The sequence below is a fragment of the Spirochaetota bacterium genome (assembly GCA_004297825.1).
In the GTDB taxonomy this organism is placed as follows: domain Bacteria; phylum Spirochaetota; class UBA4802; order UBA4802; family UBA5368; genus FW300-bin19.
In genome coordinates this window covers 59,857-76,736 of sequence record SCSX01000014.1, presented here as the reverse complement: position 1 = coordinate 76,736, position 16,880 = coordinate 59,857, and the positions used below count along the sequence as shown (strand labels likewise).

30 protein-coding genes are annotated in these 16,880 nt (G+C 48.6%); all 30 read left to right on the top strand.

What is annotated here, in order from left to right; translation table 11 throughout:
- The first annotated feature begins 144 nt into the window (after window positions 1-144).
- The 30 genes from EPN93_02555 (at window position 145) to EPN93_02410 (ending at window position 16,876) form a co-directional block, all read left to right on the top strand.
- Window positions 145-519 carry a 30S ribosomal protein S12 gene (locus EPN93_02555; protein TAL39240.1) on the top strand — a complete coding sequence of 125 codons (375 nt, stop codon included), beginning with the start codon at window positions 145-147 and terminating at the stop codon, window positions 517-519.
- 43 nt (window positions 520-562) lie between these two features.
- Window positions 563-1,033 (top strand): 30S ribosomal protein S7, encoded by a 471-nt coding sequence (locus EPN93_02550; protein ID TAL39239.1) that lies wholly within the window; start codon window positions 563-565, stop codon window positions 1,031-1,033.
- Between the two features lie 84 nt (window positions 1,034-1,117).
- The gene (gene fusA / locus EPN93_02545; GenBank protein TAL39238.1) at window positions 1,118-3,205 is read left to right on the top strand and encodes an elongation factor G; all 2,088 of its coding nucleotides are present in this window, start codon (window positions 1,118-1,120) and stop codon (window positions 3,203-3,205) included.
- A gap of 233 nt (window positions 3,206-3,438) precedes the next feature.
- Entirely contained in the window at window positions 3,439-4,653 is a 1,215-nt protein-coding gene (tuf, locus tag EPN93_02540; GenBank protein ID TAL39237.1) for an elongation factor Tu, read from the top strand.
- 142 nt (window positions 4,654-4,795) lie between these two features.
- Window positions 4,796-5,104, top strand: a complete 309-nt coding sequence (locus tag EPN93_02535; GenBank protein ID TAL39243.1) for a 30S ribosomal protein S10 — start codon at window positions 4,796-4,798, stop codon at window positions 5,102-5,104.
- Between the two features lie 86 nt (window positions 5,105-5,190).
- A complete protein-coding gene (locus tag EPN93_02530; GenBank protein TAL39236.1) occupies window positions 5,191-5,808 on the top strand; it encodes a 50S ribosomal protein L3 in 618 nt (205 codons plus the stop codon).
- A gap of 11 nt (window positions 5,809-5,819) precedes the next feature.
- Window positions 5,820-6,446, top strand: coding sequence for a 50S ribosomal protein L4 (locus EPN93_02525; protein TAL39235.1), 627 nt, complete (start codon window positions 5,820-5,822; stop codon window positions 6,444-6,446).
- A 2-nt stretch (window positions 6,447-6,448) separates the two neighbouring features.
- Window positions 6,449-6,733, top strand: a complete 285-nt coding sequence (locus EPN93_02520; GenBank protein ID TAL39234.1) for a 50S ribosomal protein L23 — start codon at window positions 6,449-6,451, stop codon at window positions 6,731-6,733.
- A gap of 36 nt (window positions 6,734-6,769) precedes the next feature.
- Window positions 6,770-7,594, top strand: a complete 825-nt coding sequence (locus EPN93_02515) for a 50S ribosomal protein L2 (GenBank protein TAL39233.1) — start codon at window positions 6,770-6,772, stop codon at window positions 7,592-7,594.
- A gap of 3 nt (window positions 7,595-7,597) precedes the next feature.
- Window positions 7,598-7,894 (top strand): 30S ribosomal protein S19, encoded by a 297-nt coding sequence (locus tag EPN93_02510; GenBank protein TAL39232.1) that lies wholly within the window; start codon window positions 7,598-7,600, stop codon window positions 7,892-7,894.
- Window positions 7,895-7,903: 9 nt separating this feature from the next.
- The gene (locus EPN93_02505) at window positions 7,904-8,239 is read left to right on the top strand and encodes a 50S ribosomal protein L22 (protein TAL39231.1); all 336 of its coding nucleotides are present in this window, start codon (window positions 7,904-7,906) and stop codon (window positions 8,237-8,239) included.
- A gap of 26 nt (window positions 8,240-8,265) precedes the next feature.
- Window positions 8,266-8,946 carry a 30S ribosomal protein S3 gene (locus EPN93_02500; protein ID TAL39230.1) on the top strand — a complete coding sequence of 227 codons (681 nt, stop codon included), beginning with the start codon at window positions 8,266-8,268 and terminating at the stop codon, window positions 8,944-8,946.
- A gap of 18 nt (window positions 8,947-8,964) precedes the next feature.
- Window positions 8,965-9,384, top strand: a complete 420-nt coding sequence (locus EPN93_02495) for a 50S ribosomal protein L16 (GenBank protein TAL39229.1) — start codon at window positions 8,965-8,967, stop codon at window positions 9,382-9,384.
- 25 nt (window positions 9,385-9,409) lie between these two features.
- Window positions 9,410-9,619, top strand: coding sequence for a 50S ribosomal protein L29 (gene rpmC / locus EPN93_02490; GenBank protein TAL39228.1), 210 nt, complete (start codon window positions 9,410-9,412; stop codon window positions 9,617-9,619).
- Window positions 9,620-9,648: 29 nt separating this feature from the next.
- On the top strand, window positions 9,649-9,909 hold the full coding sequence (locus EPN93_02485; protein ID TAL39227.1) for a 30S ribosomal protein S17: 261 nt from the start codon (window positions 9,649-9,651) through the stop codon (window positions 9,907-9,909).
- 10 nt (window positions 9,910-9,919) lie between these two features.
- Window positions 9,920-10,312 carry a 50S ribosomal protein L14 gene (locus EPN93_02480; GenBank protein ID TAL39226.1) on the top strand — a complete coding sequence of 131 codons (393 nt, stop codon included), beginning with the start codon at window positions 9,920-9,922 and terminating at the stop codon, window positions 10,310-10,312.
- A gap of 12 nt (window positions 10,313-10,324) precedes the next feature.
- Complete coding sequence (locus EPN93_02475) at window positions 10,325-10,645, top strand: 50S ribosomal protein L24 (protein ID TAL39225.1); 321 nt, start codon at window positions 10,325-10,327, stop codon at window positions 10,643-10,645.
- A 13-nt stretch (window positions 10,646-10,658) separates the two neighbouring features.
- Entirely contained in the window at window positions 10,659-11,201 is a 543-nt protein-coding gene (locus EPN93_02470; GenBank protein ID TAL39224.1) for a 50S ribosomal protein L5, read from the top strand.
- Between the two features lie 11 nt (window positions 11,202-11,212).
- On the top strand, window positions 11,213-11,398 hold the full coding sequence (locus EPN93_02465) for a type Z 30S ribosomal protein S14 (protein TAL39223.1): 186 nt from the start codon (window positions 11,213-11,215) through the stop codon (window positions 11,396-11,398).
- 25 nt (window positions 11,399-11,423) lie between these two features.
- Window positions 11,424-11,825 carry a 30S ribosomal protein S8 gene (locus EPN93_02460; GenBank protein ID TAL39222.1) on the top strand — a complete coding sequence of 134 codons (402 nt, stop codon included), beginning with the start codon at window positions 11,424-11,426 and terminating at the stop codon, window positions 11,823-11,825.
- A 27-nt stretch (window positions 11,826-11,852) separates the two neighbouring features.
- On the top strand, window positions 11,853-12,395 hold the full coding sequence (locus tag EPN93_02455) for a 50S ribosomal protein L6 (GenBank protein ID TAL39221.1): 543 nt from the start codon (window positions 11,853-11,855) through the stop codon (window positions 12,393-12,395).
- A complete protein-coding gene (locus tag EPN93_02450; protein TAL39220.1) occupies window positions 12,395-12,760 on the top strand; it encodes a 50S ribosomal protein L18 in 366 nt (121 codons plus the stop codon). The genes EPN93_02455 and EPN93_02450 overlap by 1 nt, the downstream gene beginning before the upstream one ends.
- A 12-nt stretch (window positions 12,761-12,772) precedes the next feature.
- Window positions 12,773-13,288, top strand: a complete 516-nt coding sequence (locus EPN93_02445; protein ID TAL39219.1) for a 30S ribosomal protein S5 — start codon at window positions 12,773-12,775, stop codon at window positions 13,286-13,288.
- A gap of 15 nt (window positions 13,289-13,303) precedes the next feature.
- Window positions 13,304-13,486, top strand: a complete 183-nt coding sequence (locus EPN93_02440) for a 50S ribosomal protein L30 (protein ID TAL39242.1) — start codon at window positions 13,304-13,306, stop codon at window positions 13,484-13,486.
- A gap of 13 nt (window positions 13,487-13,499) precedes the next feature.
- Entirely contained in the window at window positions 13,500-13,955 is a 456-nt protein-coding gene (locus tag EPN93_02435; GenBank protein ID TAL39218.1) for a 50S ribosomal protein L15, read from the top strand.
- Window positions 13,956-13,970: 15 nt separating this feature from the next.
- Complete coding sequence (secY, locus tag EPN93_02430) at window positions 13,971-15,311, top strand: preprotein translocase subunit SecY (GenBank protein ID TAL39217.1); 1,341 nt, start codon at window positions 13,971-13,973, stop codon at window positions 15,309-15,311.
- A 26-nt stretch (window positions 15,312-15,337) separates the two neighbouring features.
- A complete protein-coding gene (gene map, locus EPN93_02425; GenBank protein ID TAL39216.1) occupies window positions 15,338-16,096 on the top strand; it encodes a type I methionyl aminopeptidase in 759 nt (252 codons plus the stop codon).
- Window positions 16,097-16,108: 12 nt separating this feature from the next.
- A complete protein-coding gene (locus EPN93_02420; protein ID TAL39215.1) occupies window positions 16,109-16,327 on the top strand; it encodes a translation initiation factor IF-1 in 219 nt (72 codons plus the stop codon).
- A gap of 25 nt (window positions 16,328-16,352) precedes the next feature.
- Window positions 16,353-16,481, top strand: coding sequence for a 50S ribosomal protein L36 (locus EPN93_02415; GenBank protein ID TAL39214.1), 129 nt, complete (start codon window positions 16,353-16,355; stop codon window positions 16,479-16,481).
- A gap of 20 nt (window positions 16,482-16,501) precedes the next feature.
- Window positions 16,502-16,876 (top strand): 30S ribosomal protein S13, encoded by a 375-nt coding sequence (locus EPN93_02410; protein ID TAL39213.1) that lies wholly within the window; start codon window positions 16,502-16,504, stop codon window positions 16,874-16,876.
- Window positions 16,877-16,880 lie beyond the last annotated feature (4 nt).

The window sequence follows — 16,880 nt, the reverse complement described above, 5'->3', positions numbered from 1 at the left end:
TGAGGATCAAGGCAAGGAGCCCACAGATACCGACTTTAAAACTGATGATGATCTTTAGTCGGCTTTAGCCGAACACGAAGCCACCGCCTTCAGGCGGTGTGTGGTTCACTCATATCTAGATCTTAGTTATTCGAAGGAGACGAAATGCCTACTATCAGCCAGCTGATCCGCAAAGGGAGAGGAACAAAAAGGAAGAAATCGAAATCTCCTGCCCTTAAAAGATGTCCGCAGAAGCGCGGCGTCTGCACCAGGGTGATGACCGTTACGCCTAAAAAGCCCAATTCCGCGCTCCGCAAGGTTGCGCGCGTGCGTCTTACCAACGGTATCGAGGTTACGGCGTATATCCCCGGAGTCGGGCATAACCTGCAGGAACACTCGGCGGTACTGGTTCGTGGCGGCAGGGTAAAGGACCTTCCCGGCGTCCGCTATCACATCGTACGCGGCACGCTCGATTCTCTCGGCGTGGAAGACAGAAGAAAGAGCCGGTCCAAGTACGGATCGAAACGGCCCAAAGCCTAGTAATTATCGAATCACACCATAAGTAAATTGTAAGAGGACTAAAATGCCCAGAAGAAGAAGACCGGAAAAACGAGAAGTACTGCCTGATCCAAAATTCAGCAGCACCCTGGTCACCAAATTTATAAACTGCATGATGTATGACGGCGAGAAGGGAGTCGCGGAGAATGCGTTTTACAAGGCGATGGACATACTCGAGCAGCGGGCCAAGAAAAATCCGATAGAGGTCTTCATGCAGGCGCTCGACAACGTGAAGCCCGTGGTCGAGGTAAAATCGCGCCGGGTCGGCGGAGCCACGTACCAGGTTCCTATCGAGATTCGTCCCGAGCGCAGGCAGGCGCTCGGAATCCGCTGGCTTATCAGCTATTCCCGCGGCCGGTCGGAGAAAACGATGTTTCAGAAGCTCGCGGGCGAGCTCATGGACGCGTATAACAACACCGGTGCCTCCATAAAGAAACGTGAAGACACGCATAAGATGGCCGAGGCAAACAAGGCGTTTTCGCACTACAAGTTTTAGCCGTCCGCAGCGTTCGATCATTTTTCTTGAATACCAGGGGAGAACCCTGGTATTCGCGTATTCAGTCGATCAAAGGAAAACCCAATGGGCAGAGAGCTCCCGCTGACACGAACCCGAAATATCGGCATCATGGCGCATATCGATGCAGGGAAAACCACGCTCACGGAGCGTATCCTGTATTACACGGGGAAAACCTACAAGATCGGCGAGGTACACGAGGGAACGGCGGAAATGGACTGGATGATCCAGGAGAAGGAACGGGGGATCACCATCACGGCGGCCGCGACTACCACATTCTGGAAGAATACCCGCATCAATATTATCGATACGCCCGGTCACGTGGATTTTACCATCGAGGTTGAGCGGAGCCTTCGCGTTCTGGATTCGGCAATCGCCGTATTCGACGGGGTTGCCGGCGTAGAACCGCAATCCGAAACGGTGTGGCGGCAGGCGGACAGGTATCATATTCCCAGGATCTGTTTTGTGAATAAAATGGATCGTGTGGGGGCTGATTATGCCCGCTGCCTGAAGATGATCGAGGAACGGCTGCATGCCCGTCCCCTCCCGCTGCAGATTCCCATGGGCTCCGAGGACAAGTTCGCGGGCGTGGTGGACCTCGTTACGATGAAGAGCCTCGTATGGACCGGTCAGATGGGCGAGGATATCCAGGAACTTGATATTCCGGAGGAACATATCCAATCGGCGCGGTCGCACCGCGAGACGATGCTCGAGGCGCTCGCCGAGTTCGATGACGGGCTGATGGAGAAGTTCCTCGAGGGCGCGGATATCTCCCCCGAGGAGATAAGGAAAGCCGTGCGTGAGGCTACAATGCGTTCCGCACTTTATCCTGTCTTCTGCGGGAGTGCCTTGAAAAACAAGGGGGTCCAGCCGGTTCTTGATGCAATTATCGAGTACCTCCCTTCACCCAGGGACGTAAAACCCGTCCAGGGACATGATCCGAAAAATTACGAAGAGATGATCTCGCGCGAAGCAAATGACAAGGAGCCCTTTACCGCCCTGGTCTTTAAAATTATGTCCGATCCCTATGTCGGCAAGCTTGCATATATCAGGGTCTATGCGGGACATATTAAAACCGGCGATGCCGTCATGAATGTGTCCGAGAAAAAACGTGAAAGGATAGGACGAATTCTCAGGATGCATGCAAACGACAGGGAAGACGTTTCGGAAATTTTTACGGGCGATATCGCCGCTGTCGTAGGGCTTAAAACCGTGAGGACCGGGGATACGTTAGCCGTGGAAAGCGGGCAAATCCTTTTGGAGCGAATGGACTTTCCCGATCCCGTGATCTCGATTGCCATCGAGCCTAAAACGAAGGCAGACCAGGATAAAATGGCCGCAGCCCTGAAACGACTTGAAGACGAGGATCCGACATTTCGGGTTAAGACGGACCAGGATACGGGACAAAATATAATATCCGGTATGGGTGAACTGCACCTTGAGATCATTATCGACCGGCTTACGCGCGAATTCAATGTGAGCGCAAACATCGGTAAGCCCCAGGTTTCGTACAAGGAAACGATAACCAGGCCGGTAACGATAGAGAACAGGTATGAGAGGCAGATCGCGGGCAAAAACCAGGTAGGTCATGTCATCCTGATGATGGAGCCGTTGAAACCGGGCTCGGGACTCATATTCGAGAGGAAATTGAAAAACAGAGAGATACCGGACTTGTTTATCCCGCACGTGGAAAACGGCGTAAAGGACGCCATGGAAGCGGGTATACTCGCGGGCTATCGCATGGTGGATATTAAAGTAGTCCTGGTGGGCGGCTCTTATAACGAATCCGAAGCCGTGGATGTGGCGTACCGCATTGCGGCCACCATGGCGGTGAAGGACGGGGCACGGAAAGGAGAGTCCACTTTATTAGAACCTGTTATGAAATTGGAGCTTGTTGTTCCCGATGAATATATGGGCGAAGTGATCAATGATGTAAACACCCGTAGGGGTAAAATTGAAAAAATTGATGTACGCGGTCAATTGAAGGTGATCGATGCGCTGGTGCCGCTTTCAGAGATGTTCGGGTATGCAACCTCGCTGCGGTCGCTCTCACAAGGACGCGCTTCACATACCCTTCAATTCAGTCACTATGATTTGGTGCCAAAAACCATCACCGAAACGATTGTCGCGCGCTTGATGGGCCGGATCATTTGAAATTTTTGATTAATTTAGAAATTAATGTATTGACAGAAGGGGTGTGGATTTTATTAATTCATTCACTCGGATTTTAGTCCGGGAAGAGGAAGTTCTATCTTTATTAACTTAACTGTCCTCGTTAAATCTGAAACATTCCCGTAGCGTGTTAATCGTTAAAGAGGGGCTTTACCGAACCGACGAGATTGTTTCCGCATCTATCCATATCTGAAAATTTTTTAAGGAGAGATAAAATGGCAAAGGAAAAGTTTGAACGGAGCAAGCCGCACGTTAATGTGGGCACCATCGGGCACATTGACCACGGTAAGACCACTCTTACTTCGGCTATCACCAAATGCCTGACTAATGCTATCGGCGGCAAAAATAAGCCCATTAACTACGACCAGATCGACAATGCACCCGAAGAAAAGGCTCGTGGGATAACGATTGCCACCTCTCACCAGGAATATGAAACCAAGAACAGGCATTATGCGCACGTGGATTGCCCCGGCCATGCCGACTATATTAAGAACATGATTACGGGCGCCGCCCAGATGGACGCGGCTATTCTCGTGGTTGCCGCGACGGATGGTCCCATGCCCCAGACGAAGGAGCACGTTCTCCTGGCTCGCCAGGTGAATGTTCCCTATATGGTCGTTTTCCTCAACAAGGTCGACCAGTTGGATCCTGCGGACAGGGCCGAACTTATAGAGCTCGTAGAAATGGAAGTTCGCGAACTGCTGAACAAATACGAATTCCCTGGTGACGAAATTCCAATCGTTCCCGGATCCGCTCTCAAAGCTATGGAGTGCGGCTGCGGAAAGGAGACTTGCGAAAACTGCGGTCCCATCCTCAAACTTGCCGAAGCGCTCGATTCGTACATACCCGAGCCTAAGCGCCAAAAGGATAAACCCTTCCTCATGCCGATAGAAGACGTGTTCTCCATCACCGGTCGCGGCACGGTAGTGACCGGAAGGATCGAGCGGGGCATGGTAAAGACAGGCGAGGAAGTTGAAATTATCGGTTTCGTAGAGACGAAGAAGTCGGTCGTAACCGGCGTGGAAATGTTCCGGAAAATACTTGACGAAGGGATGGCCGGGGATAATGTCGGTTGTCTTCTCCGCGGTACCGGCAAGGACGAGGTAGAGCGCGGGATGGTTCTTGCAAAGCCCGGTTCTATTACTCCTCATAAGAAATTCGAAGCTGAAGTTTATGTACTTTCCAAAGAAGAGGGAGGCCGTCATACACCTTTCTTCAATAACTATCGTCCTCAGTTCTATTTCAGAACGACCGACGTTACCGGCATGATCGCGCTTCCCGAGGGGGTTGAAATGGTTATGCCGGGAGACAATATCAAGATGACGGTAGAACTTATCACCCCGATCGCGATGGAAGAAACGCTTCGTTTTGCGATACGTGAAGGCGGGCGAACCGTTGGCGCGGGCGTGGTAGCCAAGATTCTCGAATAGTTCTCACTAGGTTTCAAGGTAGTCGAGCCTTGTTGATAACAGTTGTCAGGCCGTGGGTGGTCGCGACAACTGTTATTTTCAGGAGGCTGGTTGCAAAAGAGCATGCAAGTTCATTAAAATTGGGTTAACTGACGTGGCGAAGATTACAGGGCAGAAAATACGTGTCAAATTGCGGTCGTTCGACGCAAAACTTCTGGATCAGTCGGCCGCAAAGATTGTTGCGACTACGAACAGGAGCGGGGCTCAGGTCGCCGGTCCAATACCTCTACCGACCAAGGTGGAAAAATTCTGTGTTCTGCGATCGCCCCATGTCAACAAGAAGTCTCGCGAGCAGTTCGAAATAAGGACGCATAAGCGCCTGATTGACATCATTGATCCGAATTCTGATACGGTCGAAGCTCTGATGAAACTCGAACTCCCTGCTGGTGTTTCTGTCGACATTAAATCCTAGATTTGGAGTCGTGATAACACTTGAAAGGCTTTCGCTATCTGCCGTTTTGATAGATGCGGTATTTTTGTTAAGTGTGGGATAAGACGATGAAGAAGTCGCTGATTGGAAAAAAAATAGGAATGACGCAATTCATCATGGAAGACGGAACCCTCATCCCCGTCACCGTGTGCGAACTCGGCCCCTGCGTTGTTTTGCAGAAGAAAACTGTCGAAAAAGACGGTTACGCTTCGCTCAAGGTTGGCTATGCGGAGGCGAAAGAGAAACGCGTTCCCAGGGCCCAGCTCGCCGCCTATAAGAAGATGAATATTTCTCCCAAGAGAATTCAAAAGGAGATCGATGCTTTTGATGACGCTCTCGTGGAAGGCAGCGTGATCACTTGTGAAATTTTCGCAGAAAACCAGCTGGTGAACGTCCTTGGGTTGTCCAAGGGTAAGGGATTCACCGGTGTTATTAAGCGTTATGGGTTTGGAGGGGGTCGTAAAACGCACGGCTCTGATTTCCACCGGGCACCCGGATCGATCGGCGCGCACACTTTTCCTGGTGAAGTTTGGAAAGGACAGAAAATGCCGGGACGTCACGGTAACAAGAATCTCACAATTAAGAATTTAAAAATCGTAAAAGTCCTCAAGGATAAAAACATAGTGCTCATATCCGGAAGTATTCCGGGTAGAAAAGATTCTCTGATCACAGTAATAGAAAAATAGGCAGGCTCGCCATGATGCTCGATAAATATGCAATAGACGGAAAGCTGGTCGGACAGGTGGAATTGGTCGACAGTGTGTTCAACGTCAAGGTGAACGATGCGCTCATTTATGAGCTCATAAAGGCGGCAAACGCGAATCTGCATCAGGGAACTCATTGTACCAAGGAGCGCTCATTCGTGTCTGGAGGGGGGGCGAAGCCTTGGAGGCAAAAGGGAACCGGGCGCGCACGGCAGGGCAGCATCCGCGCACCACAGTGGAAGGGTGGAGGGACTATTTTCGGACCCCAGCCGCGCGATTACAGGATTGAGCTGCCCAAAAATATGAAAAGGGAAGCGTATCGGTCCCTATTGTCGCTCAAGGCGAAGCAGGGACAGATAAAGATAGTTGAGGATATAAAGATCGCCGACGGCAAAACCAGGGAAATGGCCAAAATCGGCAAAGCCCTCAGTGTTGCAAAGGGTGTGTTTTTAACCGAAAATGATGATGTGCTTCTCAAGCGTGCACTGCGTAATATTCCCTGGTTTATATACAATAACGTGAAACGGCCTTCAAGTCGGGAGATATTTTATTCTAAGACTCTGCTTATTACTGAGAGCGCCTTGAAGTATTTAAACGAGAAGTACGCGAAAGGTGAGTAACCATGGATCATAACGATACTATTGTAAAACCCGTCCTGTCCGAAAAGAGCACTGAATTTGCCAGTCAGGGCAAATATGTTTTCCGGGTAGCGATGAAAGCGAATAAGCCTTTAATTCGAAAGGCGATAAAAGAGCTGTTTAATGTAACAGCCAAGAAGATCAATATTGTAAATGTCCGCGGGAAAAAGAAACGCGTGCGTGCGCAGTATGGATTCACCTCTTCCTGGAAAAAAGCAGTAGTGACGGTCAAAGCCGGAGAAAAGATCGAACTTTTCGAGAATCAATAGTTGATGAGCAGGAAGTGAGAGACAAGGATAACGGCAATGGGAATTAAGAAGTTCAATCCGGTAACAAAAACGCTGCGGTATAAAACAGTCCTCACGAAGGACGAAATAACCGCGGAGGAACCCTACGGACCGTTGACGGTAGGGAAAAAGGAATTCGCCGGCCGCGGCCATAAGGGACAAATTTCGGTGCGCAGACGTGGCGGCGGACATAAGCAACGCTATCGTATTATTGATTTCAAGCGTGATAAATTCGGGATTGAAGGCAAGGTAAGTACGGTTGAGTACGATCCCAACAGGTCGGCCTTTATTGCCCTGATTACGTATAAGGACGGAGAAAAACGATACATAATCGCGCCTGAGTCGTTGAAAGTTGACGATGTTATCGTATCGGGAGAAAACGCGGAATTTAAAACAGGGAATACTCTGCCCCTGAAAAACATTCCCCCCGGCACTAATATCTACAATATAGAGCTTCATCGCGGAAAGGGGGGGCAGATTGCACGTTCTGCCGGCACGACCGCCCAGATTACCGCGAAGGAAGGCGAGTACTGCCTGATAAAAATGCCGTCTGGTGAGCTGCGCAAGATACACAAGGAATGCTATGCTACGATCGGCGAGGTAGGAAACAAGGATCATATCAACGTAACCATCGGCAAGGCCGGGCGTTCGCGGTGGCTTAATCGCAGGCCCAAGGTTCGCGGGGTTGCGATGAATCCGATCGACCATCCATTGGGTGGCGGTGAGGGAAAATCTTCGGGCGGTCGGCATCCCGTGTCTCCTACGGGCCAACCTTCCAAGGGATATAAGACTAGAAAGAAGAAGAAGTATTCAAATACCATGATAATTAAGAGAAGGAAGTAGCGTATGTCTCGTTCCGTCAAGAAAGGTCCTTACGTCGACATCAAGCTCTTTAAGAAAATAGAAGAGTTGAATTCAACCAATACGCGAAAGGCCATCAAGACCTGGTCAAGGCGGTCTACGATTTTCCCTGAAATGATCGGGCACACGTTGATGGTGCACAATGGCAAGAATTTCATCCCGGTGTACGTGACTGAAAATATGGTTGGTCACAAACTGGGTGAATTCAGCCCGACCAGAACTTTTCGGGGGCATACCAGCAAGGATGACAAGGTCGCTAGCAAGAAGAAAGGCGCGAAATAGGTGACGAAAATGGAAGCATTTGCAATGTCCAAGTACAACAGGGTCTCCGCTCAGAAGACCCGGCTTGTGGCTAATGAGATACGAGGATTCTCGTTTCCCGAAGCGGTTGATGTACTTAAGGCGATTCCCCGGAAAGCATCTTTGATAATTCTAAAAACGCTTTTTTCAGCCGGGGCCAATGCGAAGTATCAGAAACCGGATCTGCTCGATAAGGATCTTTTTATCAAGAAAATCACGGTCGACGAAGGGCCGACGATGAAACGTTTTCGCGCGAGGGCGCGTGGACGGGCATCGAAAATTAAAAAGAGAACGAGCAGTGTAACTGTCGTTCTATCTAACGAGTAATAATACTAAAATCAGGAATTTATTTTATGGGTCAGAAAGTAAATCCGGTAGGGTTGCGCGTCGGGATCAACAAACCGTGGGATTCAATATGGTACGAAGAGAAGAAGCAGTATGCGAAGTATCTCCACGAAGACATCACGATACAGAAACATGTTGAGAAGAAGCATAAGAATGCCGGCATTTATAAAATATCTATCGAACGTTATCCGGACAGGGTGAATGTGAATGTTCACGCAGCGAGACCGGGATTACTTATCGGAAGAAAGGGTGCTGATATTGAGGTTTTAAAGGCGGAATTACAGAAGCTCGCTTCGAAGAACGTCTATATCAATATCATTGAAGTAAAAAAACCGGAGAAGAATGCAAAGCTGATCGGCGAGCAGATTGCATCGCAGATCGAAGGCAGGTTTCCCTATAGAAGATCGGTGAAGCAAGCCATTGCGGGCGCAATAAGGGGCGGTGCGCTTGGGGTGAAGATAGCGATTTCCGGTCGTCTGAATGGCGCTGAAATTGCCAGGTCGGAATCCTATAAGGAAGGAAGGATTCCGCTGCATACACTCAGGGCGGATATCGACTACGGAACAGCAGAAGCACTTACCACATTCGGCCTTATAGGCATTAAAGTGTGGATATATAACGGTGATATACTTTCCAACCGAGAGGAAAGCGACGAAGATAAGTATTCGGTCAAACGAAAGACGAAGTAAGGTGACAGGGTTAGCTTTATGTTAATGCCAAAAAGGACCAAGTACAGGAAATTACAGCGTGGTCGAATGAAGGGTAAGGCTCTTCGCGGATCGACCATCGCATTCGGTGAGGTCGCGCTCAAAACCTTGGAGTGCGGCAAAATTTCGAGCAAGCAGATCGAGGCGGCTCGTGTCGCTATCAACAGGAAGGTAAAAAGGGGAGGCAAGCTGTGGATTCGGATTTTCCCGGATTACCCCTTTACCAAGAAACCTGCGGAAACCCGCATGGGGAAGGGAAAAGGAAACCCCGAGGGCTGGGTCGCAATTGTAAAGCCTGGACGAATCCTTTTCGAACTTGCCGGCGTAACGGAAGAACTTGCCAGGGAAGCATTGAGGCTGGCGGATTTTAAACTGCCTGTGAAAACAAAGATAGTTTCCATCATCAATAAGGGGGAGTAGCCGGAGGCCCGGGAAGAGGATAACCATGAAAATTAAGCTGAAAGAATTATCCATGGAAGAAATGGACCGTGCCATGAAAGACGCTAAAGTCGACATTCGGTTGGAGAGATTTAAAAGCGTAACGAGCAAGGTTGATAATCCGAAAAAGATTAGAGAAAACAAGAAGCTCATCGCGCGCATACTCACCCTGAAACGTGAATATGCCCTTGGGATTCAAACTCCAAAGGCAAAATAACCTGAAATGCCGGGACGGTAAGCAATACTATGGAAGCAAAATCTGCCAAACAAAAACAACTCGTCGGCAAAGTCGTAAGTAATAAAATGGACAAGACGATTGTAGTGGAATTGGAGCGCACGATGATGCATACGCTCTATAGAAAACCCGTAAAGAGATCGAAGCGGGTGAAGAGCCACGATGCAAAAAATGAGTGCTCGATCGGAGATATCGTAAGGATTGAAGAAACGAGACCTTTATCCAAGGACAAGCGCTACAGGCTCATCGAGATTATTGAGAAGGTAAAGTAGGTAAAGGATCATGATCCAGGTACAGACATTTCTCAACGTGGCGGATAACAGCGGCGTTAAGCGCGTTCAGTGCATAAAGATCCTCGGTGGTACGAGGCGCAGGTATGCCACTGTGGGCGATATAATAATAGTTGCCGTCAAGGATTCGCAACCATCGTATGGCTTGAAGGACTCGGTTGGAAAAAAGGTTCATGGTAAATCCGTTCTCAGGGCGGTCGTGGTGAGAACCAGCAAGCCCGTGCGCAGGAAAGACGGTTCATACATCCGTTTCGACGATAATGCTGTTGCAATTATTGACAATAAGAATGAGCCTCGCGGGTCGCGAATTTTCGGCCCTGTGGCCAGGGAACTCAGGGATAAGAACTTTATGAAGATAGTTTCCCTGGCTCCGGAAGTATTATAAGAGGGCATTGACATGACGAGCACGAATCTAAAGAAGAATGACAACGTGGTAGTTATCACTGGTGCCGACAAGGGCCACCGCGGGAAGATATTATTCATCGACACCAAGAAGGCCAGGGTGGTAGTTGAAGGAGTCAACAAGAAGAAAAAGTTCGTACGTCCGTCACAGCAGAATCCCAAGGGGGGAGCAATAAGCCTGGAGTTTCCCATTGCGATCTCAAATGTTGCATTATTCTGCGATAAGTGCAAAAAGGGCGTTCGCACCGGGGTTCAGATTAAGGATAATTCAAAGGTCCGCGTATGCAAGAAGTGCGGCAAGAACATGGACAAGTGATAGGGTGACTTCAATGGCTGCGAGACTCAAAGTAGAATATCACACGAATATTAAAAAACAGCTGACTGAGCGCTTCAAATATTCGTCAGTGATGCAGGTTCCCAAACTCGAAAAAATAGTTCTCAACGTGGGAATGGGCGATGCGCATGCAAATGCAAATGCGCTAAACGCCGCAATAAACGAACTTTCGACCATAACGGGCCAGCGGGCGGTGAAGACCGTTGCCAGGAAATCAATTGCGAACTTTAAAATTCGCGAGGGTTATGACGTAGGTTGCCGTGTGACTCTGCGCGGGGAGATCATGTATGAATTTCTCGACAGACTCATAAACATCGCCCTTCCGCGCGTACGTGACTTTAAAGGATTGTCGCCGAAATCATTCGACAATTTTGGTAATTATAATTTTTCCGTCCGGGAACAGATTATTTTTCCGGAGATAGATTTTGATAAGGTTGATAATATCCACGGTATCAATATAACCATCGTAACCAATGCCGGGTCGAAGGAAGAGGCAAAGGCGTTACTCGATGAGTTAAAGATGCCATTTAGAGATTAGAGGTGACCGAAGTGGCCAAGACATGCTTGATAGCGAAAAGCAAGATGACGCCCAAATACAGCGTACGCCAGCATAACCGGTGTAAAATATGCGGGCGCCCCCGCGGTTATATGAGACGTTTTGAAATGTGCAGGTTGTGCTTTCGCAAGCTGGCCAACAATGGCAAACTCGCCGGTGTAACAAAGTCATCGTGGTAAACAATATTTCTGGAGTGAAGATAATATGAGCAGTATTTCTGATCCGATTGCTGACATGCTGACGAGGGTGAGGAATTCCATTAAGGCGGGTCATTTAAAAGTGGATATCCCCTCTGCAAAAATGAAAATTGCAATCGCACGTATTTTAAAGGATGAGGGGTTTATCAAGAACTTCAAGGTCATCGATGACAATAAGCAGAAGCTCCTGCGCTTATATTTGAAGTATAGCCCGGCAAATCAGTCGGCGATACTGCATCTAAAGAGGATCAGCAAGCCCGGTCGCCGCGTATACAAGGGCGCGGAGGAATTGCGGCCGGTTTTTAACAATATAGGCATTTGGATTTTATCTACATCGAAGGGTGTGATTACCAGCAAAGCCGCTAAGAAGCTGAATATAGGCGGCGAAGTGATTTGCGAGATATCATAATATTGTTGAAGTGGTGAGAGTGGTAGTATGTCACGGATAGGAAACAAGTTAATACAGGTTCCCGTCAATGTCAGCGTTGCATTGAATAATAGGGAAATTGAAGTGAAAGGTCCCCTCGGGACGCAGAAAATGGTCTTGGAATCAGGGGTTGATATAAAAATCGACGGGAATCAGATTTCTCTGACCAGGGTCGGTGAGAATATCAGCCATGTGAGGGCCTTGCATGGTCTTTCCAGGGCGTTACTTTCTAATATGATTCTAGGCGTATCGAAAGGATTCGAGAAAGACCTGGAAATTCTCGGGGTCGGATACCGCGCTACGCAGCAAAACAAAAACGTGGTTTTCCAGCTCGGTTACTCGCATAACATAACCTTTTCGCCGCCGCCTGATATAACTGTCGAGGTACTCGAGCCGACAAAGCTCAAGGTGAAAGGTATCGACAAGCAAAAAGTTGGCCAGGTTGCGGCAAATATCCGTGAACTCAGGTCGCCGGAGCCGTATAAAGGGAAAGGTATCCGTTATAAAAATGAGCACGTGCGGAAGAAAGCCGGTAAGGCAGGGAAAAAGTAATGGATAAATTAAGCTTAAAAAAAACCCGGCAGAATCGTAGAAGGCTCAGGGTTAAACGAAAAATCAAACTGGCCCAGAACAAGCTTAGGTTATGTATATTTAGAAGCAACAAGGGTTTCTTCGCCCAGATTATAGATGACAGTAAGGGGCATACTTTGGTTTCGGCATCTACACAGGACAAGGACTTTCCAGAGATGAAAACCAGGGGAAATAAGGAAGCAGCAAAGGAACTCGGCAAGCTCCTTGCGACGAAGGCCGTTCCAAAAGGTATCAAAGCAGTGGTTTTCGACAGGAATGGTTATCTTTACCACGGTAAAATCAAGGCGTTCGCTGATGCGGCTCGCGAACATGGCTTGGAATTCTAGGGGTGATATCGCATGAAGCTTCAAAGGAAAAAAATTAAAACTGACGGTTTGGAACTGGTCGAAAAAGTTGTATCCATCAACCGTGTCGCTAAAGTGGTGAAAGGCGGACGTCGATTTTCATTCAACGCCTTATCAGTAGTGGGGGATGCCAACGGGCATATCGGGGTCGGTTTTGGAAAGGCAAACGAGGTTCCCGATGCGATCCGTAAAAGCGTCGAAAGCGCGAAAAAGAATGTTTATGAGGTCAAGCGCCAAAAGCACACGATTCCTCATGCGGTGATAGGCAGGTTCAAGGCGACTACGGTCATTCTTAAACCGGCCACTCCCGGAACGGGAATAATTGCAGGGGCCTCGGTACGCGCAGTTATTGAAAGGGCTGGAATTTCCGATGTGCTCACGAAGGCGCAGGGCTCCAGAAATCCTCTCAACCTGGTAAAAGCCACCATAGACGGCCTCCAGCAGCTCCGTAGTCTCAAAGAAGTTGCGGACCTCCGGGAGATTCCCCTCAATAAACTCTGGGAAGCGTAGAAGGGAAATACTATGATACGCAAGATCAAAATTAAACAATTAAGAAGCACAGCTCATAAAAAACCGAAGCAGAAGGCGACACTGCGGGCACTTGGTCTTCGCAAGGTTAATTCCGAGCGTGAACATGAAGAAACTCCCGTGATCCGCGGGATGATTGATGTAGTGAAGCATCTTGTGGAAGTAACTGAGATCAAATAAGAGAGCGGGTATTATGGAGCTTGTTGGATTAAAAAAACCGTCATATATCAAGAAAGCCAAAAGAGTTGGTCGTGGCATGAGCAGCGGTCATGGGAAGACAAGCTGCAGGGGACAGAAAGGTCAGATGTCGCGTTCAGGCGCCAAGAGGCGTCCGTGGTTTGAAGGCGGCCAGATGCCTTTGCAGAGGCGTGTTCCCAAGAGGGGTTTTAACAATAATTTCAAGACTGAATACCAGATTATCAATCTGGCCCAGCTCGCGAAGATGAATGTGGAAGAGATCACTCCTGCGGCATTGGTCGCTCATGGGCTCGTAAAAAAAGAGAATGAATTGATAAAGATACTTGGAACCGGCGCAATCGCTAAGGCGATCAAGATTTATGCCGACGCGTATTCGGCAACAGCCAGGGATAAGATTCAAAAGGCGGGCGGGACCGCGCTTGCAAGAATTGCGCTGAAGACCCAGCAATAGAGCGAAGAGGAAGAAATGGCGAGCGCTGTAATTAATATTTTTAAAATTCCTGAGCTCAGGAAAAGGGTGCTGTTTACCCTTCTTGTTCTTATTGTCTACAGGATGGGCGCTCACATACCGATTCCCGGTATCAATGTTGAGGCACTAAAATCTTATTTCGAGCAGGCGGCAAAAAGCGCACAGGGAGGCCTGCTGGATTTTTTTGACCTTTTTGCAGGCGGGGCTCTCAAGCGGTTCACAATTTTTGCCCTTGGCATAATGCCCTACATTTCGGCCTCTATTATTATGCAACTGCTTACGATAGTCATACCGACCCTCGAGCGGCTTGCCAAAGAGGGTGCCGAAGGATACAAAAAAATTAACACCTATACGCGCTACGGCACGGTTTTGCTTTGCGCCATACAGTCATTTGGACTTACGGTTTGGATGAAAAACATGCAGTCGCCGAAGGGGCCGGTAGTGGTCGAAAGCGGCATCGGGTTTGTGATTATTTCTGTCCTGACCGTAACAACGGGAACAATGATTCTGATGTGGCTTGGTGAACAGATTACCGAAAAGGGAATCGGGAATGGCATCTCCCTGATAATATTCGCCGGTATTGTCGTTCGTGTTCCGGCGGCTTTCATGGACACCATGAACAGGATAATTTCCAGGAGCGATCCGATTATCGGCATCATTCTTCTGGGTTTGTTCGTAGGGGTGGTTGCTGCGTCAATATTGCTCACTCTTGGCGTCAGGAAAATACCGGTTCAATACGGTAAAAGGGTCGTCGGACGACGCATGGTTCAAATGACATCTCAGGCCATCCCGCTTCGTGTCAACGCGGCAGGCGTCATACCAATAATATTTGCATCATCGATAATACTATTCCCGGCTCAGATCAGCAACATGCTTGGCGGTAGCAAGTACGCGATCATGAACAAAATCCAATACTGGCTTTCTCCAGGACACGGCGTGTATATGTTCACATACGGAATGCTGATAGTGTTTTTCTGCTATTTTTACACGGCCATCCAGTTTAATCCTGTCGATATTGCCGAGAACTTGAAAAAATACGGCGGATTCATCCCAGGGATACGCCCCGGGAAAAATACCTCTGATTTTATAATGAGAATCCTTAACAGAATAACCCTCTCAGGATCGATCTTCCTGGCGCTCATCGCAGTGATGCCGGATTTTATTATAAATATCTGGCCAGAGGAAGTATCGCACGAGATGGCTTATCTTTTTGGCGGCACATCCATGCTTATCATCGTAGGTGTTGCGCTCGACACCCTGAAGCAGATTGAATCGCAATTGCTGATGCGTCACTACGATGGGTTTATCAAAAAGGGAAGGATCAAGGGAAGATACTGAGTTATACATTCAATACCGGCGTTGGGATCTATACATACAACCGTGAGCAGATCAAGAAGATTGAAGAAGCCTGTCTGATCGCGGCTGCGGTTCTTGACGAAATTGAAAATATTATTGACATCGGAACCAGCACAGCGGAAATTGACGATCTCGCCAACCGGGTGATTAAGGCACGCGGGGCGAAGCCGGCGTTTCTAGGGTACAAAGGCTTTCCGGCGTCGGTATGTACTTCAATAAATGAGATAGTCGTTCATGGCATCCCCCAGAAGAGTATCAGGCTGAATGAGGGAGATATTATAGGCGTTGACGTAGGTGTATATTTCAATGGGTTTTATGGGGATACCGCGCGAACGTTTATTGCCGGGCGAGCCGAAGACAACGTACACCAATTATTACAGGCTACCCGGGGTTCGCTTTACAAGGGAATCGAGTTGTGCAGGGTAGGAAACAGGGTCTCCGATATATCGTATGCGATCGAGCAGCATGTGATCGCATTTGGCTATTCCCCTGTGCATGAATTTGTCGGACACGGAATCGGGAGAAATCTTCACGAAGAGCCCTCGATTCCCAATTATGGACCCCCCTCCCGAGGACCTCGTCTTAAGGAAGGAATGGTGTTTGCGATCGAGCCAATGATTAACGCCGGGGGGTGGGAAGTTAAGGTACTCGATGATGGGTGGACGGTCGTTACGAGGGACGGGAGTTTATCGGCGCATTTTGAACATACGGTCGCTGTCCTCGAAGAAGCGCCGATAATTTTAACCAGGGGTAAAACCTTTAATTAGGAAGTAAATAGAATGCCCAAAGAGGAACCCATTGAGGTTGAAGGAGTGGTGGTTGAACCGCTTCCGAATGCGATGTTCAGAGTCAAGCTCGATAATGGGCACCTGGTGCTTGCGCATATTTCCGGAAAAATGAGAATGCACTATATTAGGATATTGCCGGGGGATCGCGTTACGGTTGAATTGTCACCGTATGATCTCAGCAGGGGACGTATCACGTTTCGATCGAAATAAACGAGTTTGCAAAAAGAGGCAGACAATGAAAGTTCGTGTGTCCGTGAAAAAAATATGCAGCGAGTGCAAGGTTATCAAGCGACACGGGGTTGTGCGCGTAATTTGTTCTAACCCCAGGCACAAGCAACGTCAGAAGAAGAGAACTGCTAAATAAGGATTCTTGAGAGGATAGTTATGGCTCGTATTTCCGGTGTCGATTTACCAAACGTAAAAAGGGTGGAAGTAGCTTTGACCTATATCTACGGCATTGGTCCTTCTACAGCCAAGAAGATCATCGCCGAGACGAAAGTTGATCCCAATACCAGGGTCAAGGACCTCACCGACGAGGAGATCAGCTATCTTCGGCAGGCGATAGAAAAAAATTTCAAAGTCGAAGGCGACCTGCGCACCGAGGTCGCGATGAATATAAAACGACTTATGGATATTGGATGTTACCGTGGCATCAGGCATCGGAGAGGATTGCCGGTTCGCGGGCAGAATACGAAAAATAACGCCCATACACGCAAGGGAAACCGAAAACCGCTCATGGGTAAGAAAAAGACGAAATAAGGAG